This window comes from Candidatus Hydrogenedentota bacterium, assembly GCA_016791475.1.
Taxonomy (GTDB): domain Bacteria; phylum Hydrogenedentota; class Hydrogenedentia; order Hydrogenedentales; family JAEUWI01; genus JAEUWI01.
Window position 1 is genome coordinate 63781 of record JAEUWI010000002.1, and the last position, 25725, is coordinate 89505.

Here is a 25725-nt window from a genome sequence, read left to right on the forward strand (position 1 = left end):
AGGAGAGTGAACAATGGATATGGCTGAATCAAAACCGTCAACATCGACTTCCAAAATTGCGGAAGCGGTGCGCAAGGCTGCGGGCTCCATCGCGCCGTGCTGGCCCCTGAAAGAGTTCGTGGCGGTAAATCCTTTTGTCGGAATGGCTGATCACGACTTTTGCGACGCCGCCTGCCGGATGGCGCGCGTGGCGGGAGCCCATTTGTTCATGCCCCGATCCTTTTATGCCGAGGCCCTCGCCACGGGCAGAATTCAGACCCAGGATTTGGAAGCTGCGCTTGAGGATCTACCGAAAGTCGCCGCCGTCGTCGGGGGGCTTCGCGCGCTGGAAGAATCCGTGCTGCCCGGCGCCCGGTCGCATGGGCCGACCGTGCTTCCCACCGTGGCGGACGTGGCGCGGGGATTTACCGGTGTGGATTGGCCCGAGCTGGTGAATGAACGCCTGTCCAGGTGGGCGGCGTCCTATTTTGATGGTGGTCAGGCCTCGTGGGGATCGCCCTGGCAAAACCTCAGTCCCTATTCGGCCTGGAGGGCGGAGGCCCTGCTCGACCGGAGCCCCGCCATTGCGGGCCTCTCCGGTTACCGGGAGGTGATCGCGTCGCTGCCGGAATCGGCCGATGCGCTGGTGTACCAGGCGGTGGAATGTCTGTCCATTCCCGAGCCCGGACTGGAACTCTATTTTCATCGCCTCCTGATGGTTCAAGGCGGTTGGTCCGCCCATGCACGGTACCGGGACTGGCAATCCAACCTGCGGGGCGAAGGGGAATACGTTGTGGCGGAATTGCTCGCGGTGCGGCTCGCCTGGGAAGTCATTCTGCTGCGCTGCGTGGACGACACGAGGATTGCCCAGGCCTGGACACTGGCGAACGAGCGCCTGGCGGCACCCGATCCTGGCCGCAACATGCCCTTCGCGGTCGAGGCTCTCCTGCAGCACGCCTATGAGCGCGCGTGGCAACGCGAACTGATCCGGTCCTTCACGCCCCGGGCCCTGCCGGAGGCCGAGGCGAGGCCCGTGGTGCAGGCGGCCTTCTGCATCGATGTGCGGTCCGAAATCTACCGGCGTGCGTTGGAGTCTTCCATGAAGGGCGCCCAGACCATAGGCTTTGCCGGATTCTTCGGCATTGCGATGTCCTACCTGCCGGTTGCGCACGAGACGCCCCGGCCCCAGTGCCCGGCCCTGCTCGCGCCCCGCTATGTGATTGTGGAGGACGTAAAGAATGCTTCCCATGCGGAAGAGGTCGCACGGGCCCGGCGTGTATGGTACGCGGTCTCCGCGGCATGGAAGTCCTTCCGGTCCGGAGCCGTTGCTTCCTTTGCGTATGTTGAGACGCTCGGCATCTTGTTCGGCCTCAAACTCATTACGGACTCCCTTGGCATTACGCGGCCCGTGCCAAACCCTTCCATCGCGGGCCTGCCGCATAAAAAGTCCGGTGAACTGGTGCCGAGGATCGAAGCGGCACTGCGGAACGATCATAAAGTTGGGCTGACGCTGGACGAGCGGGTAACGATCGGGGGCGGCGCGCTGAGGGCCATGTCCCTCACTCGGAACTTTGCGCGTATCGTCCTGCTCGCCGGCCATGGCTCCACGTCGGTGAACAATCCCCATGCCGCAGGGCTCAACTGTGGCGCGTGTGGCGGTCATGCCGGCGATGTGAACGCCCGCGTTGTCGCCGCAATTCTCAACGACCCCGAGGTACGGGCGAGGCTGGCCGCGACCGGCATCGCGATTCCTGAGGACACGATATTTGTGGCCGCCAACCACGACACGACCACCGAAAACGTGACGCTTTTCGATGTGGAAACGGTGCCCCTGTCCCATCGGGATGAACTGCGCTCCCTGTTGGAGAATCTCGCCCAGGCATCCACCCTGGCCCGTCAGGAGCGGGCTGCGAAATTCAATCCGGGCAGCCCGCAGGCACACGAGTCGAGTTTTGTTGCCCGCAGTCGTGACTGGAGCCATGTGCGGCCCGAGTGGGGCCTGGCGGGTTGCGCTTCCTTCATAGCGGCGCCGCGTCACCGGTCCAGGCATTTGAAGCTCGATGGCCGCGCCTTCCTGCATGACTACGACTGGCGCCAGGATGAGGACTTCGGCGTGCTCGAGCTCGTCATGACGGCCCCCCTGGTCGTCGCCAATTGGATTAGTCTGCAGTACTACGGCTCCACCGTGGACAATCGGGTCTTCGGCAGTGGGGACAAAACCCTGCACAACGTGGTCGGCTCCCTCGGCGTCTTCGAGGGCAACGGAGGAGACCTTCGCGTGGGGCTGCCCTGGCAGAGTCTCCATGACGGAGAGCGGCTCGTTCACGAACCGATGCGATTGACCGCGCTTTTCGAGGCGCCTGTCGAGGCCATGAATTCGGTCATCAGCAAGAACGAAGGTCTTCGGGCGCTTCTCGACCATGGCTGGATGAGTCTCTACGCACTCGATGCGCAAGGCGTTGTGTCGAAGCGGTACTGCGGGAAAGGGGAATGGGCTGAGGTAGTCGCCGAGGGACGCTCTGGCGTTGAGGCGGCGTAGGGCGTCTGCACGGCAATCCGCGCCAGTGGCGCGGAAGTCACCGTGCCGCCGTAATCAAAGAAAGGTGGGATATATGGGACGTGTATTCGAAAAAGAACGTCTGGGAATTCTTGGCGGCGGCCAGTTGGCCCGCATGATCGCGGAAGCAGCCTTGCGCGAAGGGCTTCAGCCCGTCGTACTCGCGGAGTCGCGCGATGTGCCCGCCGCGATAGAAAGGGCGCTGTGGGTGCCGGGCAGGTTGAGCGACAAGCAGGCGATTCTGACGCTTGCGCGACAGGTTGACGTACTGACGATAGAGAACGAATTTGTCGATGTGGAGGTCTTGCGCGCCGTGCTGGCGGAACACCCAGCGGTCCGTCTGTTGCCCGATCTGGACAGCATCGCGATGGCCCAGGACAAGCTGGCACAGAAGCGGATCTTCGCCCATCTTGGCCTGGCCACGCCCGATTTTGAAGCGGTCGCCACAGAACATATTCACGAGGAGCTGCCGCGCTTGTGGCGACGCTTTCCAGCGGGCTTCGTGCTGAAGTTCTCCCGTTTCGGCTACGATGGCCGCGGTAATCTCGTCGTGAAACCCGATTCCGTGCCGCGCGATTGCGAGATCGCACACTTCTGCCGAAACGCGGAGCGCGCCGGGTCGGCGATCTATGCCGAGCGGCACGTGGAATTCAGCGCAGAGCTGGCGATTGTCGCCGCGCGCGCGGCGGACGGAAGCATGCGTTGCTTTCCGCTCGTAGAAAGCAGACAGGAGCGCGGAATATGCCGGGAAGTGCTCGGGCCCACGCTGCGTCTGGGCACCGCACCTGAAATTGCCCGGCAAGCGTCCGAGGCCATCGAACGCGTCGCGGATTACCTGGGCTTTTGCGGCACCCTTGCCATCGAATTCTTCCTTACGGAGGACGGCCAGCTTCTGATCAACGAAATGGCGCCACGGGTGCATAATTCCGGTCACTACACGTTGTACGGCGGCGAGACGAGCCAGTTTGACCTGCATGTACAGGCCGTCATGGGGCATGGGCTCGCAACACCGGAAATCGATACGTTTGTGGCCATGCGGAACATCCTCGGTCCAAAAGGCATGATTTCCGGACTTCCCTGTCCACCCCCAACCCTGCCGCTGCCCGCCGACATCGAATTGCACTGGTACGGCAAGCGAACCGTATCGGCGGGTCGCAAAATGGGCCACCTTACGGGGCGCGCGACTTCGGTGGAATCACTTCAGCGGACGCTGGAGCAGATGGAACGGTATGAAGCCCAACTGTGGGCGGCCTTCTCAGGCATACAACACGCCGGTTAGGGCGGACGGAGTTTTGAAACCCATGGTTCTCCATGATCTATCCCATATTGAGCAACTGGAAGCCGAGGCCATTTTCGTGATCCGTGAAGTGGCCGCCATCCACGAGCGACCGGCCCTGCTTTTTTCCGGCGGCAAGGACTCCATCGTCCTGGTGCGTCTCGCCCAGAAGGCCTTCTACCCGGCGCGCCTGCCCTTCCCCCTGGTGCACATCGATACGGGCCATAATTTCAGCGAGACGATCCGCTTTCGCGACGCGCTCGTACGGGAACTTGGGGCACGCCTTATCGTGGGGCGCGTCCAGGACACGATCGATGCGGGTCGCGTCCGGGAGGAGTCGGGCCCGCGGGCCAGCAGGAATCTGCTCCAGACCGCGACGCTGCTGGAAACGATTGAGCGACATCGCTTCGATGCCTTGTTTGGCGGCGCCCGCCGGGATGAGGAGAAAGCCCGGGCAAAGGAGCGCTTTCTGAGCCACCGCGATGAGTTCGGACAATGGGACCCGAGGAACCAGCGCCCGGAACTCTGGAATCTGTTCAACGGTAGAAAACAGCAACGGGAGCACTTTCGCGTGTTTCCCCTGAGCAACTGGACCGAAATGGACGTATGGCAGTATATCGCCGCCGAGGAGCTGTCCATTCCGGAAATCTACTTTGCGCACAAGCGCCCTGTTTTCTTTCGTGATGGCCTCTGGATGGCCGATTCCCCGCACGTGTTGCGCACGGCCCACGAGCGGGTGGAAGAACGAACCATACGCTTCCGAACCGTGGGCGACATTACGTGTACCGGCGCCGTGGAATCGACGGCCAGCACGCTGGCGGACATCGTTCTGGAGGTTGCCGCGGCCCGCGTTACCGAACGGGGCGGCAGGGCGGACGATCGGCGCTCGGAGACGGCCATGGAAGACAGAAAAAAAGTGGGTTACTTCTAATCGGTCCTGAAAAGGGACCCGGAGGCACTATGGAAACGCTGGCATATGACGTTGTGAAAAAGAAACACGCCGGGTTGCTCCGATTCATCACGGCAGGAAGCGTCGATGATGGAAAGAGCACCCTTATCGGCCGTCTGCTTTATGATTCCAAGTCCATCTTTGAGGACCAGCTTGCCGCGCTGGAGCAGGCAAGTCTGCTTCGCGGGGAAGACGGCCCCAACCTCGCCCTGTTGACCGACGGCCTCCGCGCCGAACGCGAGCAGGGAATCACCATCGATGTGGCCTATCGCTATTTCGCGACGCCGAAGCGGAAGTTTATTATTGCGGACTGCCCGGGCCATATTCAGTACACCCGAAACATGGTGACGGGCGCGTCCACCGCCAACCTGGCCGTCGTCGTGGTGGACGCGCGGAAGGGCATCGTGGAGCAGACCTGCCGCCACGCGTTTATTGCCTCCCTGTTGCAGATCAGGCACCTCATGCTGTGTGTCAACAAGATGGATCTCGTCGACTTTGACGAGAAACGATTTGAGGCCATCTGCGACGATTTTCGGGCGTTTTCAAGCAAATTGAGCATTCCAGACATCCGTTACCTGCCCATTTCCGCCCTCGGGGGAGACAATGTGGTGGAACCTTCCCCGAACATGCCCTGGTACACGGGGCAGACCCTGCTGGACGCTCTGGAGACGATTGAGGTCAGCGCGGATCATAACCACGTCGACGCGCGCTTTCCCGTTCAATATGTCATTCGTCCGCGGGATGACGCTCATCATGACTTTCGCGGCTACGCGGGTCGGGTCGAAGGCGGCGTGTTCCGGCCGGGCGATCAGGTGGTCGCGCTTCCCTCCGGTTTCACGTCGCGTATCCGGTGGATTCAGCTCTTTGACAGCGCATTGCCCGAAGCCTTCGCGCCCATGTCGGTAACACTTCTCCTGGAGGACGAGCTCGACATCGGACGGGGCGACATGCTCCTGAAGACGGACAATCAGCCGACCAGCGAACAGGATATCGAGTTGATGCTTTGCTGGCTGAACGGGGCCGCCATGAAAGTGGGCGGGACCTACGCCCTTAAACATACGACGCGAGACCTGCGGTGTGTCATCAAGAAGATCCGCTACAAGGTGGACATTACGACCTTGAACCACATCGAGGGGGACTGCATCATGGGACTGAATGACATCGGATGTATCCAGATTCGGACGACCCAGCCACTCCATTTTGACCGGTACACGAAAAACCGTTCCACCGGCAGCGTGATTCTGATCGATGAATTCACCAATGAGACCGTGGGTGCGGGGATGATTCTTTGATCCACAGACAGCGAAGAGGACAGGTGCAATGACCGACAAGAAGCGAGTTCGGGTAGCGATAATCATGGGTTCAAAATCTGACCTGCCCACAATGAGTGGGGCGGCCGAAGCACTGGACGCCCTCGAGGTTGGCTACGAAATGGCCGTGGTTTCCGCCCACCGAACCCCGGTGGAAATGGCGGAATTCGCGTCCGGCGCGGCGGACCGGGGTATCGGCGTCATTATCGCCGGGGCCGGGGGCGCCGCACACTTGCCAGGGATGGTCGCCGCACACACGCCACTGCCCGTCATCGGCGTTCCGGTGCCGGTGGGCTACATGCAGGGTATGGATGCCCTGATGTCCATCGTACAAATGCCGAAAGGCGTGCCCGTCGCCACCGTGGCCATCGGCGGAGCCTACAATGCCGGCTTGCTCGCGGCCCAGTGTCTTGCCAGCGGCGGCATAACCCCGGACCACGAACTGCTGACGCGCATTCGGAACTACAAAGAGGCGATGCGGAATCAGGTCCAATCCATGCAGATCGGCGCGGCAGACCGGGGAACGGGGGAGTAGCCGTGGCGCCCCGGCGAGGAGTACTATAGAGGCGACGCTCCGCCCGGGAGTATCCGGTACGGCATTCCTGCCCCATTCCTTGCTTCCGACGCGGCGGAAAAATGGAGAGACAGGGCCATGCATTCGCTTCTGGATCTGATCGCGACCTGTATCGAGGGGGGACGTGCCAACCGCTTTTCCAACGATCCGCCGGCGGCGCTGCAGTCGCTGTCCACCGCGTGTCGTTGATGGGCGTCCCGCCCCGCACCTGCATCGCGCATACACCAGACGATACACCCCGTCCAGAACGTTGGAGGTACCCGGACTATGAACACCTTCTCCGAACTCTGTATTGACCATGTGGACGAACTCATCTTTGGAAGATGCCCCCATCCGGTTCAGGTGACGCCGGCCATACGGGTTGGCGGGGGTGATGCCATTCCTGAGCTGAACTACATCCTGCCCCACGGCAGCGGGGTGAACGAGGACACGATCGACAAGGTCGTGGCCCAATACCGCCTCATGGCGGAGCACAGCCTGGAGCGCGCGTTGCAGTTGTCCGTGCCCGCCCTGGTCATTGAGATCGAGCTGGTGTTCGAAATGACCCTCAACCCCGCCTGGGGAGAACGGGTTATCGCCGCCACGCGCGAGGTGATGGACGACTTCCAGGTCCGCGGCGTCAATGCCGCGCTCCGGACAACCGTGGCCGACATACGGGACCGCAATCGCCCGCCGCGCAACCGGACCAGCAATGAAACGGAACTCATGTTTGAAACCTTTGAACGCTGCGCGCCGTACTCCGACATCCTGTCCATCGAGTCCACCGGCGGAAAGGAGGTCTCGGACGACGCCCTCCTTCAATGCAGCGTCGGCGGCGTGGCCTTTGCCCTCGGGGAACTGGCCGCGCGCGATATGGAATTCGTCTGGCGGCGCGTCGCGGAGATTTGCCGCCGGCATGGCAAGATCGCCGGTGGCGACGCCGCGTGCGGATTCGCGAACACAGCGATGCAACTGGCCGGCAAGCGGATGATACCCACCGTGGTCGCCGCCGTGGTCCGCGCCATGGGCGCGGCCCGCTCCCTCGTGGCCCTGGAATGCGGCGCGACGGGCCCGGACAAGGATTGCGCCTACGAGGGCCCGATCCTGAAGGCCATCGCGGGCATCCCGATCTCCATGGAGGGCAAGACCGCCGCCTGCGCCCATTCCAGCCCCCTGGGCAACGTGGCCATGTGCTGCTGCGATCTCTGGAGCAACGAGTCCGTGCCCTTCGTGAATCTTTTCGGCGGCCACACGCCCGAGGTGTGCCTTGAACAACTCTGGTATGATTGCAAGCTGATGAACACGGCGTCGAAGCAGGGGCAGGCCCTCGCCCTGAGAAACCTGCTCAGCGAGTCCGACATCCACACCAGCGCCGAGGCGCTGATTCTGGCGCCCGCGTCCGCACTGCGGCTTGCCCGCGCCATTGTCGCCTCGCCCGATCGCGCCACCCGCACCCTGAACGCCGCCCGCGAGGCCTTGCGCATGATCGACGAAGCCCTCGCCGATGGCCGCCTGGTCATTCCGCCCATAGAAATGCCCTGGCTCGACCCGATGCGCGAAAGCCTGGACGAATTCGCGGGCCTGGGCGGAAAGCGGATCGACCACTACGCCGCCCAGTTTCCCGACCGCTTCATCCCGAGCGAATACGGCCTCTGAGGCAATAGCAACGGTTGGAAAGAGGGCGATGAGGTCTGGCGCGAAGTGACATCACTTGGTCTGACGGGTATCTCGCGTTGGGGCGTGGGGTACCTGTGGACCGATTGGGACAGGGGGACAAACTCCGCAAACCGGGGGGCGCGTTGACACTGGATGCCCGACGATGCCTGGGCTGCTTTGTGGGCGCATGCAGCAGCCTGTTCGGAGATCCGCACCCAGGCGAGTACCTGTAAGCGGCAGGGATATCACTGTAATAGGTGGCTGTCCCCATTATGGACCCAAGGACTTGTCGGTCCTTTCGGTCCTTTGGGTCCTGTCGGTCCTTTCGGTCCTTTCGGTCCTTTCGGTCCTTTCGGTCCTTTCGGTCCTTTCGGTCCTTTCGGTCCTTTCGGTCCTTTGGGTCCTTTGTCCCAAAATGGAAAATGCGCTCCGTGCTGCTGCACGGAGCGCATTTCAAAAGATGGTAGGCCCAACGGGATTTGAACCCGTGTCGCCGCCGTGAAAGGGCGGTGTCCTAGACCAGGCTAGACGATGGGCCCGCAATGGATAGCGGTAAAATGCTGGGCGGCGTCCGCAGAAGTGCGTAACACGTGCCTGCCAGCAAAGGAAGCAAAGTATAGCAATTGTGCGGGGGACAAGTCAAACAAGCGGGCACATTTTTTTGCACACTTGTTTCACTTCCCGGGCGAACTCAGCTTCGGGCCGTGGCCGCCGTGGCGAGGTCTTCCGCCAGGTCGGTCTTGAGCCGTTCCACCGTGATGTGGGAGCCGCTGGGGTCTTCATCCAGCAGTAATCCGCGAAGTTTGCAACCGAAAGCGCCGATCCACTGCTGGGCCCGGGCGTAGCCGAGGAGCCGGTCGAAGAAATCGGCATCCAGGCGGGGGCAGGGCAAGGTCCCGCCGAGGGCCCGGTCGGTGTTGGTGCGATCAAAGATCGGCTCGTCAAGGAGGTAGTGCCGATACAGGGCGAGGGAGGCGTTGGCCACCTGCTCCGCACGGGTAATGTCGCCGTCGAGCTTGGGCTGGAAGCCCATCTGGCTGCCCATGGGGCTCAGTGTGCGCGTGGCCCAGTGGTTGAGCTCGCGAAGTTTGCAGGGATTCGGATTCGTGAGGTGGTAGGTCCGGGCGGACGCACCCTCACGTTCAACGATGGTCCAGAGGGCCTCGGCGACCCAGTCCACAGGAATGAGGTTCAGCGTGGACTCGGGATTGCCCTGAAGGCGAAGGCTTTCGCCCGCGGGCAACTGGCCACCCTCGATCACATCCACCATGCGGAGGATGCTGTAGAAATTGTGGAACTGGCTGATGAGGCCGTTGCGCTCGGCGCCCACGATGATGGAGGGGCGGAATACGGCGCCGCGAATCGTGCCGGCGGCCAGGGCGTCCACGAAAATCTGTTCGGCCTGGCGCTTGGTGCGCTCGTAGGTGTTTTTGCAGGGAGTGTCGAGGAGTTCATGCTCCATGACCCGGCCCTCGTGCATGCCGGCCACGTAGGCGGTGCTCACGTGGTAGAGGGGCACGTCGGTGCCTTCCAGCAACTGCATCATGTGCCGGAGTCCGTCCACATTCGCGGACTGGAGCTCAAAATCTTTCTTGGGATTGAAGCTGATGCTGGCGGCGCAATGGATGACCAGGCTCAGGGTATTGCGGAGCATGCCGCGCTGGGCATCGTTCAGGCCCAGATCGGGCTGACACGTATCGCCCTGGAGGATGGTGATCTCGTCGAGGCGATGGTCCGCGCCGGGAAGTGCCAGCACGGCGGCAAGACGCTGGCGCGCCTGTTCCATCGTGGCGTCGCGCATCAATACCACCGGAGAAAAGCCCCGTTCGAGGGCCTTGGCCAGCACCCAGCTTCCCATGATACCGGTGCCGCCGGTGATAAGAATCGACCGCTTCTCCATACAACTCCTTTCACATACAATACTTTGTACGTTACGTAATGTGGTGGTACTGCCGCGCCAGAAGATTTTAGGGCGGTTCGTAGTAGGACTTCCCTCCACTATACCGCCGAAGGGGAGACTGCGTTACACCGGAACAACCCGCCCTGTGCGGCGGTAAGGTCGGCACGGCATCCCGTGGGGGAGGCCGGTCCGAGGTGAAAAACACTTCTCCTGCGACGCGAATAGTGTAACAGATTGAAACATCAAAATCTATTGAATTTCGGTGGACGACGGCAGCGCAAGTAATTACGTAAAACTGTATCGATCCGGCCCCGGCCCGACTCTGGTTTAACTTTTTCGGCCAGTGGTACAATGGGGCGGGTCAGCCTACACCGCCAGAAGGGCAGAATCGGCCATGCGAAGTCTATTTGCCAAACTCAAGAAGCAACTGCGAAAAAACTTCTCCGAAGAGGAGCTGGAAGTCGTCCGCCTGGCCTATCGGGTGGCGGATGAAGCGCACCACGGGCAGAAGCGTCTGTCCGGCGAGCCCTACATCATCCACAGCCTTTCCGTGGCCCAGAATCTCGCCGGGATCGGGTTGGATCCGGTCACTTGTGCGGCGGGCCTGCTCCATGACGTGGTGGAAGACACGCCGATCACGAGCGCCGATCTTCATGCGCAGTTTGGAGAAGAGATCACCCGGCTGGTGGAAGGGGTGACCAAGATCAGCGGGTTGCACCTGCCGGATCGGAAGGTCACCCACGAGGTAAAGCAGGCGCAGAACATCCGGAAGATGCTGGTGGCCACGGCGAACGATGTCCGGGTGATTTTGATCAAACTGGCGGACCGGCTGCACAACGTGCGCACCCTGGAGCATCTTCCGAAGGAAAAGCGCATGCGGATCGCTCGGGAGACGCTGGAGATTTATGCGCCAATGGCGCACCGGCTCGGTATCTCCCAGTGGAAATGGGAGCTCGAAGATCATTCCTTTCACCACCTGATGCCGGAAGAGTACAAGGCCATCGCGCAGCAGGTGGCCATGAAGCGCCGCGCGCGCGAGTCCGAGCTCTATGATGTGATCCGCGAGCTGGAGGTGCGACTGAAGGAGGCGGAGGTGACGGCGCGGGTGATCGGGCGCCCGAAGCACCTGTACAGCATTTATCAGAAGATGGTGCAGCAGGGCAAAGACTTTCACGAGGTCATGGACATCCAGGCGGTGCGCATCATCACCCAGACCGAGGCGGGCTGCTACAACGCCCTGGGCGTGGTGCACAGCCTCTGGACGCCGATCCCCGGCCGGATGAAAGACTATATCGCCATGCCGAAGCTCAACATGTACCAGGCCATCCACACGACGGTCATGGGGGTGAGCGCCCTTCCGCTGGAAATCCAGATTCGATCCGAAGAAATGGATAAGATGGCGCGGGAAGGCATCGCGGCGCACTGGATCTACAAAGAGGGCGAGAAAAACCGGGACACCCGGCTCGACCACCAGTTGACCTGGCTGCGCCAGATGTACAGTTGGGTGAAGGATGCGCATGCCCCGGAAGAGCTTATGGACAGCATGCGCCGGGATTTTGGACCTTCCCACACCTATGTCTTCACGCCGAAGGGCGAAGTGATGGAACTGCCGCCGGGGGCGACGCCGCTGGACTATGCCTATTTGATTCACTCCGACGTGGGCCACCAGTGCATCGGCGCGCGGGTGAACGGGCGCATGGTTCCCCTGCGCTATCACCTTCAGACGGGCGATGTGGTGGAGGTCCTGACCTCCAAGAGCCAGACGCCCCATCTGGACTGGGTGGATATCGTCGTCACGGGCCGCGCCCGCACGCGCATACGCCAGCGTTTGCGCGAGCTGGGCGCCCTGGCGCCCATGGACGATCCCATGCACCACCCTCATCACGAGGAGGCCGCGCCCGCGCCGCCCCCGCGCCCGAAGGTAAAGCCGCAGGAAGTGCGGGAGGTGGACGACAAGACCCGGCAGAATCTGGTGCGCATCGAAGGCGACAAAGGCATGACGGTACAGTTTGCCAAGTGCTGCAATCCCATGCCGGGCCATGCGCTGATCGGGTACATCACCAAGAGCACCGGGCTGACGGTGCATCGCGCGGACTGCAAGAGCTTCGCAAAATCCAACCGCGACGCGGCCCGGGTGATCGAGGCCTCGTGGGAGGGCGAGGGGCTGTATGAGATGCGGATTCGCGTGACCATCGGTCAGCGGCCCAACGTGCTCTCCGATCTTACGAATGCGCTTCGCCCGATCAACATCGACATCCTCCGTGCGGACTACCGCCTGACGGAGCCCGGCGTGGGTTGCTTCGAGTTTATCGTGGAGACCTCGGGCAAGAGCGCGGTGAACCGGATCGTGCGCACACTCAATACGGTCAGCGGCGTCGTGAACGTGAACGCGGAGCCGGTGGAAATGGAGCGGGGCAAACCCCTCTCCCTGGCGGGTTGAGATGAACCGCTTTAATCTGAAGACGGAGTTCGCGCCCGCCGGGGATCAGCCCGCGGCGATAGACGACCTCGTTCGGGGCCTTGAAGAGGGCCTGGCCCATCAGGTGCTCCTCGGCGTGACCGGCTCGGGCAAGACCTTTACGGTGGCGAACGTAATCGCCCGGACCCAGCGCCCGGCCCTGGTGCTGGCGCACAACAAGATCCTGGCGGCCCAGCTCTACGGCGAATTCAAAGCGCTCTTTCCCGAAAACGCGGTGGAGTACTTCGTAAGCTACTACGACTACTATCAGCCCGAGGCCTATGTGCCCGCGAGCGACACCTTCATCGAAAAGGACTCGTCCGTCAACGACGAGATCGACAAGATGCGCCACGCCGCGACGCGCTCACTGCTCAGCCGGCGCGACTGCATCATCGTGGCCAGCGTGTCCTGCATTTACGGGATCGGCTCCCCCGAGGTCTACGGCGCAATGCGCGTGGAGCTGGAGCCGGGCCGCATCCAGGATCGGGACGAGCTTATCGCCGGCCTGGTGGAGATGCAGTACGAGCGCAACGATGTGGATTTCCACCGCGGCACCTTTCGCGTGCGGGGCGATGTGGTGGATATCTTTCCGGCCTATGAGGCGGACCGGGCGGTGCGCGTGGAGCTGTTTGGCGACGAGATCGAAAATCTCGTGGAGATCGACCCGCTCCGCGGCACCGTGCTCCGGAAGCTCCGGCGCACGGAGATCTACCCCAAGACCCACTACGCCACCACGCGCGCCGCGCTGGAGAAAGCGATCGAGGGGATCGAGCGGGAGCTGGACGAGCGCCTGATCCAGTTGAACAACGCGAATGAAATTCTTTACGCACAGCGCCTCGAACAGCGCACGCGCTATGACCTGGAGATGCTCAAAGAGATCGGCTTCTGTTCGGGCATCGAGAACTACTCGCGGCATCTCGATGGGCGCCAGCCGGGAGAACCGCCCTATACGCTCATGAGTTATTTCCCCGACGACTACCTCCTGATTATCGACGAGAGCCACATCTCCGTGCCCCAGGTGGGGGCCATGTTCAAGGGCGATCGGTCGCGCAAAGACAAGCTGGTGGACTACGGCTTTCGTCTGCCCTGCGCCCGGGACAACCGTCCGCTGATGTTCGATGAGTTCGAAGATCGCATGGGCCAGACGATCTATGTCAGCGCCACGCCGGGCAAATATGAGCTGGAGAAAACGGAGGGCGTGATCATCGAGCAGGTCGTTCGGCCCACGGGGCTCGTGGATCCCGAAGTGGAGGTCCGGCCCGCGGCCAACCAGGTGGACGATCTGCTGGGCGAGGTGCGCGCGCGCGCGGAGCGGGGCGAGCGCGTGCTGGTGACCACACTGACCAAGCGCATGGCGGAGGATCTCACGAGCTACTTCACCGATCTCAACGTGCGCGTGCGCTATATGCACAGCGACGTGGAGACCCTGGAGCGCATCGAGCTGATCCGGCAACTTCGCCAGGGCGAGTACGATGTGCTGGTGGGGATCAACCTGCTCCGCGAGGGGCTGGATATTCCCGAAGTGTCTCTGGTGGCGGTACTGGATGCGGACAAAGAGGGGTTTCTACGTTCGGAGACCAGCCTGATTCAGACCTGCGGTCGCGCGGCGCGCAATCTGGGGGGACGCGTCATTCTCTACGCCGACACAATGACCGGGTCCATGACGCGGGCGATGGAAGAGATGGATCGCCGCCGCGAGAAGCAGCGTGCGCATAACCAGAAGCACGGCATTACGCCGGAGACCATCCGGAAGGCCATTCCCGATCTGCTCAATACGCTCTATCAGCGGGAACAGCGGGAAACGCCCAAAGCGGCGGAAGAGCCGGATCTGTACGTGGCCGCGCGCGATATCGACAAGACCATCAAGAAGCTGGAGAAGGCCATGAAGGACGCCGCCGCCAAGATGGACTTTGAGAAGGCCGCCGAATTCCGGGACCGAATGCTGGCCCTGGAGCGCCGCCAGATAGAAGAGGGGTTGTAGGGGCGGGTCCGCATCCGCCGGGTCCGTTCTCCGGAATCTGGGGTCAAAAAACTGCCCCGCGCCCCCGTCGCCTGACCATGGCCAACCGATCCCGGTGCGCCAATGACCTCGCCCGACCTGTCCGAGAGCCGGACGCTTTCGCGGTTGCCGGATTTACCTTGCAAAATACACCCCAATACGCTAATTTTGTAGGTGGGTGTTGGAGGGAGGCGGCGAGGATGGGAAGATGGGCGAACGCAGGCATACGGTCACGCCACAGGCCCTGGCGAACTATGAGCAGCAGTTCAAGGCGCTTCACAAAGACTGGCACTACCTCTATAAACTGGTAGAGGCCTATATGCGCCCCCATGCCGAGCGCGAGGTGCTCGAAGTGGACCTGCTCCGGATCAAAGGGCGCATTTCGTGCGACTATCCCGTGCTGGCCGAATGGCGCAGCGGGGGCTATGGCGCGCCCGCCGGTATTTCCACGCTCTTCTCGGAAAGCACGACCCTCAAGACCCTGACCGAGGGCATGCGGGAAGGGGGGGGGCGCGCCTGGGACGAGTGGCAGATGGTGGACGAGGCGCTGGGGCGTGTCCGACAGACCTTGATTGCGGCGCGGGAAAAAGCGCGCCCGGGCAAACCCGTCTCCCTGCCGGGCGAGTTGTTTTCCGCCCCGGCCTCCGTCCAGGAAATCGACCACTACGAGAGCCAGTTTGTGGCGTTTCAGGCGGACTGGCGCCGTCTCTATGAACTGGCCGAGGCCTACGCCCGACCGGGGGCCGACCAGCGCGCGCTGGAGGTGGAGCTGATACAGCTTAAGGGAAAAATCTCCTGCAATTATCCCACCCTGCCGCGGTGGTTTGGCGGTCGCGACGAGTGCTCCAGCGGGATCGGAAAAATTCTCACCAGCGGCGTGTCGCTTGAGGGTCTTGCCGAGGGGGTGCGCGGGGGCGGCCGGATCTGTCGCGACTGGCTCGCGGTGGATCAGTCTCTGGGCAACGTGCGGCAGCAGTTGGAGAGCGCCCGCGAGCAGATCCGCCGGGGCAAGCCGGTCAGTATCACCGACAACTTCTTTGTGCCGCCTCACGAGCGGCCCATCAACTGGAAGAAGATTATCGTGCGCGGAACGGCCATCTGCACGGTACTCATTTTTTTTGGCGGGGCTTGGATCGCGCGCAACTTCTTCGGCATCGGCGCGCCGGAGGCGGGCGCGGGCATCGTGGAGATGGCGTCGATGGAGGATCGCGAGAAGGTGGTGACGATCCTGGCGGTAATGAATGAGTCCTTCGTTCGCGGCGATCTCGACATGTTCATGACGACGATCGCCAGTGATTTTTCCGATGACGCCGGAAACGGTCGCCGCGCGCTGCGCGCGGTGCTCCAGACCTTCCATGCGGCGGGTAATTTTCAGCAGGCCTGGGTGGATTGGAGCCGGACGGAGATCGTGAAGACCGGGGACTGGCTCTATGCGAGTCCGGTGGTAATCCGGTCGCACGTGGAGGGGGAGGATGACCTGTTTATCCGCCTGGGCTTCAAGGAGTACGGCGGGCGCTGGCTGATCGCGTCGGGCGAGGGCTACAACTGAGCATAGAAAAAGCCGCAGCCCCCGAAGGGAGCCGCGGCTTGCGAATTGCTGGGCTCAGAAATAGCGCAGGTACATGTACACGCTGGAAATGAGCACGGTGATGATCATGAGGGGGAAGCCGGCCTTCGTAAACTCCATGAAGGTGATGTTGGCGTTGTTCCGCATACCGATTTGGGCGATTACCACGTTGGCCGAGGCGCCAATGAGCGTCCCGTTCCCTCCCAGGCAGGCGCCCAGGGCGAGGGCCCAGTAGAGGGGGGCTTCGATGACGGTATGCACCTGATCGGGGCTGTCGGCCAGGCCCATCTGGGTGGCGAATACCGGGATCATGGTCTTGATCAGCGGAATCATGGCGATTACCAGGGGGATATTGTCCACAATGGCCGATGCGATGGCGCTCGCCCACAGGATAACCATGACCGTCAGCAGGAGATTGCCCTGGGTGGCGTGAATGAGCATCTCGCCCGATTTCTCGAAGAGCTTGTTGTGCTCCAGCGCGCTGATAAGCATGAAGAGACCGATAAAGAAGAGGATGGTGGCCCATTCGACTTTGTGCAGGGCGGTGTGGATGTCGACTTTGCACACGATCATCATGACCACGGAACCCGCCAGGGCCACGATGCCGGGCTCGAATCCGGTGAGGCGGCTGGTGAAGAAGCCGAGGAGGATCAGGCCGAGTACCGCGCCGCACTTCTTCAAGAGCACGGGATCGAGGATGGCCAGTTCGGGCTGGGCCATCATGACCCGGCGGCGCGCCTCCTCCTTCGTTTCGAGGGAAGCGCCCATGCGGAAACGGACGAGGGCCAGGCAGAAGAGAGTCATCACCAGCACAACCGGGCCGAGATTGAAGAGGAAGTCATTGAAACTGAGGGTGGTGGCCGAGCCGATAATGATGTTGGGAGGATCGCCGATGAGGGTGCCCGTGCCGCCGATATTGGAGAAGATGGCGAGCATGACGAGGATGGGCGCGGTGCGCAACTCCAGCAACTGGGTAATGAGAATGGTGATCGGCGCGATGAGGATGACGGTGGTCACATTGTCCAGCACGGCGGAGAGGAAAGCGGTGACCAGGAGGAATTGAACGACGATGACCTTGGCGTTGCCCTGGGCCCGCTGGGCAATGGCGATGGCGAGCCACTCCAGAAAGCCGGTTTCGGCCAGGATGCTCATGACGATCATCATGCCGATGAGCAGGAATATCACGTTCAGATCGACGCTTTTCACGGCTTCGTGATAGGGCACGAGGTGAAGCAGGATCACGGCGCCGGCGCCCAGAAGGGCGGCCGCGGTCTTGTCCACGATGTCGAAGGCGATCAGGGCATAGACGAAGAGGAAGATGCCGAGGGAGAGAATCATGGGGGAGGCGAGGAGCGAAAGCATGATAGTCGGACCCTAATAGTTGAGAACGCGGTTCAGAACCGCGATACGATCAATGATGCCGCAGAGGATGCCATCGCGCACCACGAAGACCTTGGGGCGCCGGTGTACGGAGAGCTCGAAAATGACCTCGAGCATCGTCGCGTCTTCGGGCAGTGCCGAGAAGTCCGTGGTCATAATGTCGCCCGCCGTGGCCGTCTTCATGGACTTGAAATAGTTCTCGAACGGATCGAACTTCTTGATAAAGGCCACGCTCTTCAACTGTCCAAAGAATTCCGGGAGTCCCGAGCGGAAAAGCTGGTCGCAGGTGACCATGCCGACCACGCGCCCTTCCTGATCGACCACGCTGGTGGCTTCGAGATTGTGCTCGGCCAGCAACCGGGTGACTTCGGTAAGGGGGGTCTCGGGGTAGATGGTGTAATAGGGCTTCCGCATGATGCTGCGCGCCAGCAGGGAATGTTCTTCACCCGTGTCCAGATCCCGCAGAAGGGCATGCAGCGCGGCCCCGTCCTCCGCCGCTTCCACTTTGGCGCGCAGCGCGTCGTCCACCATGATGGAGGCCACTTCCGCCATCACCTTGAGCGTCATGGAGGGGTCTTCCAGCGGCGCGAGCAGCAGGCACACGATGCGCACCGGCTCATGATCGATGGCGTCGAAATCGATGCCCTTGCTCAGCGTGGCAAGGCAGGCGACCGGCTGCGCGAGGCCTTCGATCCGGGCGTGGGGTAGCGCGCAGGCCTGGCCAAGTGCCGAGGAACGCCGCTGTTCCTGGTCCGAAACGGCCCGGTAGATGGCGTCTTTGCTGAGGACTTCGCCGTTGGCGACGGGCATCGCCAGGGCGATGAGCCCCGACAACTGCTCGATGAGCGCCCACTTGTCGTGGGCCTCCACCTGGACGTGAATTAAACCCGATGAGAGCATTTTGGGCAAGTACATCATGGGGGCTACACCTCAGGGGGCCTCCTCGGAGACCGATCCAGTGGTAAAGTGCGGTAAATGGTGACAGGGGTGATCGGCTAAGCATCCACTCCCGAGTGAGAGTGTATCCCTGCGGCACCACATTCGTCAAACTTGCGAAAAGCGCGATAAATGTTCATCGAAATGATGGGCCTCCGCCAACTACGCACCCCATCGCCTAACGCGGCGGTCGGGCTTTGGGCTTCATTAAGAAATCGTAATCTCTGGGCGGGCCATCCCGTCATTTTTCGGGCCGATACTGTGCCCGGGTCGACTGGACAGCGCCCGCGCCGGTTGCTGCAGGAAGCGCCCGGAAAGGAGTTGCCTGGCGGGATTCAAAGATTCAATCGGGACACCTGACTTACAACACGAATCGAGTAGAAGGTTACCTGGGATGGCGACATCCAATATGGGCTCGTGACATTTTCTATTCATGGAGGAAAAGAGAATGAATGTAAGTTCTGCAAGCGGCTACAGCAATGTGGCGTTCAGCCGGCCCGAGCGGCCCCAGGGTCCACCGCCCAGTCCGGAGGACTTCGCGGCGAAGCTGCTGGAAGATCTGGACACGAACACGGATGGCGCACTGAGCGCAGAAGAAATTGGCGCCGCGGGTGATTCCCGGCTCCAGGAACTCTTTGAAGCCGCGGACGCGGACGGCGATGGTCTCCTTACGGAGAGCGAAATCATCGCGGACGGTGAAAAGCGGGCCCAGGAGTTCGGCGATCGGTCCATGTATCCGCCGCCCGGTTTGGTTGGGGAGACGGATATTGATCTCGCCAGCCTGCTGGAATCCAGCAGCCGGGGCATCTCCGCCTACCAGTCGAACAGCCTCTGGTCGAGTCTCTTCGAGCGCAGCGGCAGCCTGAACCTTGCCGGATAGTACCGCCCCACACATGGTGGCCCCGGTTGCCATGTTCGCCGTAGCGCCGGGGTGGTCCGACCGTCCCGGTGCTGCGGCCCCGTACTGTCACATCAGCCGTTGAGAAAACCGGTCAGCGGTGAGGAGGCCTCCGCCGTGCCGCGCTCGGGGCCGAGTCCCGCCAGATAGGCCATGCGGCCCGCTTCGGTGGCCATGGCGAAGGCCTTGGCCATGGGGCCGTGATCCCGCGCATCGGCGAGGGCCGTGTTGACCAGCACCGCGTCCGCGCCCATCTCCATGGCCTCGGCGGCGTGGGAGGGTGCGCCCAGGCCCGCATCTACCACTACCGGCACATTGGCCTGCTCAATGATGATGCGGATCATTTCTTTGGTCTTGATGCCCCGGTTGCTGCCAATGGGCGCGCCCAGGGGCATCACCGTGGCCGTTCCGGCTTCTTCCAGACGCTTGGCGAGAATGGGGTCGGCCTGGATATAGGGCAGCACCACGAAGCCTTCTTTGATGAGCATCTCCGCCGCGCGAAGGGTCTCGATGGGATCGGGGAGGAGATAGCGCGGTTCCGGGGTCAGCTCAAGCTTCACCCAGGGCTCCAGGCCCGCCGCCCGCGCCAATTTGGCCAGGCGCACCGCCTCCTCCGCCGTCCGCGCACCGCTGGTATTGGGTAGAATAAACTGCTTCTTCGGGTCGATGGCGGACATGATGCCTTCGTCGTCGGGCTTGGACAGATCCACGCGGCGCAGGGCCACCGTGATGATATCGGAGCCGGAGGCGGCGATGGCCTCGCGCAGGGCCTGGGCGGAGGGGAACTTGCCCGTGCCAATCATGAGGCGGGAGTTGAAGCTGCGGCCGGCGATAACGAGGGTGTCGGTGGGGGCGGGGTTGGTCATGGCGCTCGGAGTGTTCGTTGGGTAAAATGTCGTTAGTTGAGGCGATTATGGAATAGCACCTTATTATGGCAGACCCGGTACCGCCATGGCACGTTCCCGAACCCGAGGTTATTGATGCTAACGGCTTGTGATGATACAATTTGACTATGGAAATGAAGGTAGACAGGTCAAAAGCACGGCTGCTCCGGATGTCCGAGAGCGACGACAGCGGCTACGTTGAGGGTACGCCGTCCGAGCGAATTGCGATGGTGTGGCCGCTTACCTGTCAAGTACTTCCATTGAGCGGCTACGATGTGGACGCTCCAATGCGGCGGGATATCGCTAAACTTTTTCGTCCCGGGCAGGCGAGGGATTAGTTGTTGTAATCCGCATCGCGATTCCAGCATCCACGGGGACATGTCGAAGATGCGCCGTGGCGGACCGCCGCGTTCAAGGGAACGGCCCTGATTGTTGGGTGGTTGGCGACTGGAATTCTTTTCGCTGACTCGAGATCTGCGTGCGGCGGTACGTCCCCTCAGAGCGCCTGGGCGCGGCAGATGTGGGCCGTGGCTCTAGATTTGTTCAGCACGTAAAAGTGGACACCAGGCACGCCATTTTCCACCAAATCCTCCACCTGCCTTCCCGCGTAGTACACCCCCACGGAGAACTGGCCCTCTTCGTCGTGCTCGTGGGCTTCCAATCGGCGCAGCAGCTTCTCCGGCAGTTTTGACCCACACATGGAGGTCAGGCGCTTGATCTGGGCGAGGTTGGTCACCGGGAGGATGCCGGGGATCAGGGGCTGTGTGATGCCCGAGGCCGTAACCTGATCGCGGAAGCGGTAGAAGTCGTCGTTGTCGTAAAAAAGCTGGGTAACGATGGCGTCCGCGCCCGCGTCCACCTTGCGCTTGAGGTTGTCCAGGTCCGCTTGGGGGCTCGTCGCTTCCTGGTGTACCTCCGGGTAGCCCGCCACCAGGATGCCGAACTCGGGATACTCCGCCTTGATCAGCGACACAAGCTCGTTGGCATGGGCCAGGCCGCCCTTGTGCTGCACAAAGGTCGTCTCGCCTTTCGGCGGATCGCCCCGAAGCGCCACGATATAGCTCACGCCGCGCTTTTTCGACGCTTCAAGATAGGCGCGAAGCTGGTCTACGGTGGCGCCTACGCAAGTCAGGTGGGTGGCCACGGGGACCCCGGGGTGGCGCGCCATGACGCCGTCGAGCACCTCCAGGGTCTTTTCCTGGGTGGAGCCGCCCGCGCCGTAGGTGCAGGTGATGAAGGCGGGCTTGCGCGCGGCGAGCTCTTCGAGATTCTCGAAGAGATTGACCATGCCCTGCTCGGTCTTGGGCGGGAACAGCTCAAAGGAAACGGCGAGTCTTTCGCCGGAGAATATGTCGGACAATTTCAAGTTGAGGCCTTTCAAAGAAAGCGCTGAACCGCAAATTTTCGCAAATTAACGCAAATGCCACACGCATTGGTCAGTAACAACGACCTCACTATTAATTTGCGCCCACTTGCGAAAACTTACGGTTCCCAAAAATCTCTTGACTCGTAGCTGATGTACCATCCACCGCGCTCGCATGCGCATCGGGCCGTGTTCCGGTATCCAAGGGCGACGGTATCGGGTCTCTGCACCTACCAATAGCGCGGTGCGGGTGAATCAGGGAATTTCAGCGAATTTACCCCGCTCGGCGCGTAATGGTACAATGAAAGTCCCGCTTCCCGGTAATTCGATACCCGGAGCGGACCCAGGCCCTCGATTCTTCCCCGCGACACCCCCGGAGTATAGGCATGAATTTTCTTGACGCCCTGAAAGACCAGATCATCGTACTTGACGGCGCCACCGGCACCGCCATCCAGGATCTGTACCTCGGCGACGACTCCTTCGGCGGTAGCGACTTCAAAATGCTCTCGGATCTGCTCTCGTTCTCGCGCCCGGAGGATATGATCAATATCCACCTGAACTACTATAAGGCCGGGTCGCATGCGGTGGAGACGAACACCTTCGGTGCTTCGCCCATGCGCCTCTGCGAGTATGACTTCTCCGGCATCGACCTGAACGCCTTTGAGGCCATTCCCTATCTCGAGATGGACTTTCGCGGCAACGATTATGAAGCCCTGGCCTATTTCATGAGCCGTCGCGGCGCGGAGCTGGCCTGCGAGGCGCGGTCGCGCTACCTGAAGGACCCCGGTTACGACGGGCGGCCCCTCTTTGTGTTTGGTTCCATTGGCCCGTCCAACCGCGTGCTCTCCAGCACCAAGGCGGACCTCACGGTTTCGACCTATGAAGCCATCATGGATAATTTCTACCACCAGGTGAAGGGGCTGGTCGATGGCGGCGCGGACGTGCTTCTGTATGAGACGCAGCAGGACATCCTGGAGCTGAAAGCGGCCGTCATGGGCGGGCAGAAGGCCATGAAGGAGCTCGGCGTGAAGCTGCCCATCATCGCCCAGGTGACGGTGGACAAGTTTTCGAAGATGCAGATCTTCCACACGGACATCCATGCGGCGCTGGTGACCATGCAGGGCATCGGCATCGACGTTTTCGGCATCAATTGCAGCATCGGGCCGGACCTGATGGAAAAGACGGTGGAAAAGATCTCCCGCTACAGCCACCTGCCCATCTCCGTCATCCCCAATGCGGGTCTGCCCATGTCGGTGGACGGCAAGACCGTCTTCAAGTTTCCGCCCGAGGAATTCGCCGCAATCCAGCGGAAGTTTGTGGATCAATATGGCATCAACGTCGTCGGCGGCTGCTGCGGCACCACGGCGGCCCACATCAAGGCTGTGGCCGATCAGGTGCGGGGACTGAAGCCGAAGGCGCGCACGCCGGAGCCGGGACTCTACCTCTCCGGCCCGCAGAATGCGGTGCTGCTCGACGGCTCCAAGACCCTCATCCGCTTTGGCGAGCGCCTCAATGTGCGCGGCTCGAAGAAGGTGCGCGACGCGGTGGAGAATGATACCGGCATTGACCACGACGTACTCGAGGAAGTGATTCGCGAGCAGGTCGAGGGCTTGGGCTGCCAGGTCATCGACGTGTGCATGGACTCCAATCAGATTGACACCGTGGCCGCGATGAAGGAAGTGGTCCATGTGCAGACCACCGACTTCCCCGGCGCCATGTGCCTCGACTCCTTCCAGGTTGATGCGCTGGAAGAGTCCATCAAGCAGTATCCCGGACGTCCGCTGATCAACTCCGTCTCCATGGAGGAAGCGTCGCCCGGCGTGCTCAAGATCGACGCGGTGATCGAAGCGGTGGACCAGCACAATCCCTGCTATGTGGGCCTGTGCACGGGCCCCAAGGGCCCCGGCGCCACACGCGAAGAGAAGCTCGATCTGGCCAGCCAGATCCTGGATCGGGCGCTGGAGAACTATGGTGTTACGCCCGATCGCATGTTTATCGACGTAAACTGCTTTCCGCTGGGCTCCGAATCGATCGAGGGTCAGAACTTCGCCGTGGAGACCCTCGAAGGCATTCGCATGGTGAAAGAGAAATACCCCACCGTGCACACGACCCTCGGCGTGGGCAACCTGTCCAATGGCCTCGCAAAGAAGCCCTACATGCGCAAGGTGCTCACGTCGGTATTCCTTGATGAAGCCCGAAAGATGGGCCTCGATTCCGCCATCATCAATCCGGACCACTACGTTTTCGTGTCCGACCTTGACCCCCACGATTATCAGCTCGGGCTCAAGGCCGTGATGGAACGCGACATGGACGCCTTCGCGGAGCTGGAAGACATCGCCGAGCGGAAGACGGGCGTGGTGGTGGTGCGCCGCACGAGCTACGACGATCTGCCCCTCGAGCGGGCCATCTGCGAGAAGGTGAAAGACGGCTTCAAGGAGCGCGTAAAAGGCAGCTTCGAATACAAGGGCCACACCTACGAGTACATCGACAAGATCGCGATCCAGGTGGCCCAGGCGATGGACACCCACGCGCCGCTGGACTTTATTAATGAATACCTCATGGGCGCGATGAAGGATCTCGGCGACGGTTTCGGCCGCGGCGAGGTTTCCCTGCCGCACCTGCTGAAATCCGCCGACGTCATGCGCCAGGCCATGGGCTTCCTCGAACAATACATGCGCAACGAGGCCGGTGTGGACATCCACAGCAAGATCGAATACAAAGGCGTGGTCGTCATCGGTACCGTCTACCAGGACGTGCATTCCATTGGCAAGGACCTCGCGCGCACGCTGCTGGAGAACTATGGCTACCGCGTGATCGATCTCGGCACCATGACCCCGCTCCAGGGCTACATCGACGCCGCGAAAGAGCACAATGCCGACGCCATCGGCATGTCCGCGCTCCTCGTGCAGACGTCCAACCACATGATCACCGTCGCGGCGATGATGGAAGAGCAGGGGCTCAATATCCCTATTCTCATCGGCGGCGCACCCGTGAGCGATCGCCACGCGGCTTATGTGGCCATGGCGAACCGGGAAGTGCCCGAGACCATGCGCGAAAACGTATTCTACTGCCGCACGGCCATGGACGGCGTCAACGTGATGAACAAGCTCCGCTCCGCGGGCGATATCAGCGACTTCTACCGCGAGAACAAGAAGAAGCTCATCCGCAGGATGGAGCGCGCGGAAAAGAAGGCCGCCGAGGACAAGGAACTCCTGGAGACCTTGCCGCGCCGTGTCGTGACCTTCGACGGTTTCAGCCTCGCGCCCGAGCCCCGATTCGCGCGCCGAAAGGTGAGTTATACCTTGCGCGAATTTGCCGCGCACCTCGACAAAAAGACGCTCTTTTCATTGAACTGGCGCTTCGGCGGCACGGCATCCCGCGAGAAGCAGGGCCACAGCAAGGAGAAGCTCGACGCGCTCCTGGAAGAGTGGATTGAAAAGGCTACGGTAAACAACTGGGTCGTGCCCCAGGGCGTTATGGGCATCTACCCCTGCCAAGCCGACGGCGATACCGTCATCGTATATGACCCCGAGACCCAGCGCCAGGAAATCGCCCGCTTCGGCTTCACCGTCGTCATCGGCGGCGAGCGCGATGATACCGTCGCGGGTGCGCAGTACTTCCACCCTGTCGGCGGCGGCCAGATGAGCGCCATCGGCCTCCAGCTCACCACCAGCGGCCCTCAGGTGGACGACTTCCTCGCGGAGATGAAAGGGGCCGGCGACTCCGAGTCCAACCTCTTCCTCCAGGGCCTCTCCGATCGCGTGGCCGAAGACATGGCCGAGCACCTCCACGGCCTCATGCGCGAACTCATGGGTATCGGCCCCAAACAAGGCCAGCGCTGGAGCCCCGGCTACCCCGGCATGCGCGACATCCACCTCAACACCACGATCCACGAGTTGCTCGGCGGCGAAGAACTCATCGGCGTGAAACTGACCGAGGCCAGCGAATTCAGCCCCACGGGAACCACGGGCGCGGTGTGCAGCTTTCACCCGGATGCGCGGTATACGTGAGGTGGGTTGCGAACTGACGTTGTGACGACCGACATGGTGAAGGCGCGCAA

17 protein-coding genes and 1 tRNA gene are annotated in these 25725 nt (G+C 61.8%); 11 read left to right on the forward strand and 7 right to left on the reverse strand.

Features of this window, described 5'->3' with window-relative positions; genetic code table 11:
* Positions 1-13 precede the first annotated feature (13 nt).
* The 6 genes from JNK74_01375 to JNK74_01400 all read left to right on the forward strand — a co-directional run bounded on the left by JNK74_01375 (position 14) and on the right by JNK74_01400 (position 8280).
* Positions 14-2518, forward strand: a complete 2505-nt coding sequence (locus JNK74_01375) for a DUF2309 domain-containing protein (GenBank protein ID MBL7644816.1) — start codon at positions 14-16, stop codon at positions 2516-2518.
* Between the two features lie 73 nt (positions 2519-2591).
* Positions 2592-3815, forward strand: a complete 1224-nt coding sequence (locus JNK74_01380) for an ATP-grasp domain-containing protein (GenBank protein ID MBL7644817.1) — start codon at positions 2592-2594, stop codon at positions 3813-3815.
* A 22-nt stretch (positions 3816-3837) separates the two neighbouring features.
* Entirely contained in the window at positions 3838-4743 is a 906-nt protein-coding gene (gene cysD, locus JNK74_01385) for a sulfate adenylyltransferase subunit CysD (GenBank protein ID MBL7644818.1), read from the forward strand.
* Between the two features lie 29 nt (positions 4744-4772).
* Complete coding sequence (locus JNK74_01390; protein MBL7644819.1) at positions 4773-6053, forward strand: 50S ribosome-binding GTPase; 1281 nt, start codon at positions 4773-4775, stop codon at positions 6051-6053.
* Positions 6054-6081: 28 nt separating this feature from the next.
* Positions 6082-6606 carry a 5-(carboxyamino)imidazole ribonucleotide mutase gene (gene purE / locus JNK74_01395; GenBank protein ID MBL7644820.1) on the forward strand — a complete coding sequence of 175 codons (525 nt, stop codon included), beginning with the start codon at positions 6082-6084 and terminating at the stop codon, positions 6604-6606.
* Between the two features lie 306 nt (positions 6607-6912).
* Positions 6913-8280 (forward strand): hypothetical protein, encoded by a 1368-nt coding sequence (locus tag JNK74_01400; GenBank protein ID MBL7644821.1) that lies wholly within the window; start codon positions 6913-6915, stop codon positions 8278-8280.
* 245 nt (positions 8281-8525) lie between these two features.
* On the opposite strand, the gene JNK74_01405 is transcribed toward JNK74_01400, so the two are convergent.
* From JNK74_01405 to JNK74_01415, 3 genes are all read right to left on the reverse strand, one after another.
* On the reverse strand, positions 8526-8723 hold the full coding sequence (locus tag JNK74_01405) for a hypothetical protein (GenBank protein ID MBL7644822.1): 198 nt from the start codon (positions 8721-8723) through the stop codon (positions 8526-8528).
* Between the two features lie 18 nt (positions 8724-8741).
* Positions 8742-8819: transfer RNA gene (locus JNK74_01410), tRNA-Glu, on the reverse strand.
* Between the two features lie 152 nt (positions 8820-8971).
* Entirely contained in the window at positions 8972-10180 is a 1209-nt protein-coding gene (locus JNK74_01415; protein MBL7644823.1) for an SDR family oxidoreductase, read from the reverse strand.
* A 394-nt stretch (positions 10181-10574) separates the two neighbouring features.
* Between JNK74_01415 and JNK74_01420 the strand changes: the two genes are divergently transcribed.
* From JNK74_01420 to JNK74_01430, 3 genes are all read left to right on the forward strand, one after another.
* On the forward strand, positions 10575-12620 hold the full coding sequence (locus JNK74_01420) for a bifunctional (p)ppGpp synthetase/guanosine-3',5'-bis(diphosphate) 3'-pyrophosphohydrolase (GenBank protein ID MBL7644824.1): 2046 nt from the start codon (positions 10575-10577) through the stop codon (positions 12618-12620).
* 1 nt (position 12621) lies between these two features.
* On the forward strand, positions 12622-14619 hold the full coding sequence (gene uvrB, locus JNK74_01425) for an excinuclease ABC subunit UvrB (GenBank protein ID MBL7644825.1): 1998 nt from the start codon (positions 12622-12624) through the stop codon (positions 14617-14619).
* A 226-nt stretch (positions 14620-14845) separates the two neighbouring features.
* Complete coding sequence (locus JNK74_01430; GenBank protein MBL7644826.1) at positions 14846-16186, forward strand: hypothetical protein; 1341 nt, start codon at positions 14846-14848, stop codon at positions 16184-16186.
* A gap of 54 nt (positions 16187-16240) precedes the next feature.
* Here JNK74_01430 and JNK74_01435 read toward each other — a convergent pair whose 3' ends face one another.
* Together JNK74_01435 and JNK74_01440 are read right to left on the reverse strand one after the other, a co-directional pair.
* Positions 16241-17566, reverse strand: a complete 1326-nt coding sequence (locus JNK74_01435; GenBank protein MBL7644827.1) for an ArsB/NhaD family transporter — start codon at positions 17564-17566, stop codon at positions 16241-16243.
* Between the two features lie 12 nt (positions 17567-17578).
* Positions 17579-18502, reverse strand: coding sequence for a PTS sugar transporter subunit IIA (locus tag JNK74_01440; GenBank protein MBL7644828.1), 924 nt, complete (start codon positions 18500-18502; stop codon positions 17579-17581).
* A gap of 466 nt (positions 18503-18968) precedes the next feature.
* Between JNK74_01440 and JNK74_01445 the strand changes: the two genes are divergently transcribed.
* The gene (locus tag JNK74_01445) at positions 18969-19400 is read left to right on the forward strand and encodes a hypothetical protein (GenBank protein ID MBL7644829.1); all 432 of its coding nucleotides are present in this window, start codon (positions 18969-18971) and stop codon (positions 19398-19400) included.
* Positions 19401-19492: 92 nt separating this feature from the next.
* On the opposite strand, the gene JNK74_01450 is transcribed toward JNK74_01445, so the two are convergent.
* Complete coding sequence (locus tag JNK74_01450; GenBank protein MBL7644830.1) at positions 19493-20284, reverse strand: thiazole synthase; 792 nt, start codon at positions 20282-20284, stop codon at positions 19493-19495.
* Positions 20285-20798: 514 nt separating this feature from the next.
* Positions 20799-21668, reverse strand: coding sequence for a methylenetetrahydrofolate reductase [NAD(P)H] (metF, locus tag JNK74_01455; GenBank protein MBL7644831.1), 870 nt, complete (start codon positions 21666-21668; stop codon positions 20799-20801).
* A gap of 383 nt (positions 21669-22051) precedes the next feature.
* Here metF and JNK74_01460 point away from each other — a divergent pair, with 383 nt between their 5' ends.
* On the forward strand, positions 22052-25675 hold the full coding sequence (locus JNK74_01460) for a homocysteine S-methyltransferase family protein (protein MBL7644832.1): 3624 nt from the start codon (positions 22052-22054) through the stop codon (positions 25673-25675).
* Positions 25676-25725 lie beyond the last annotated feature (50 nt).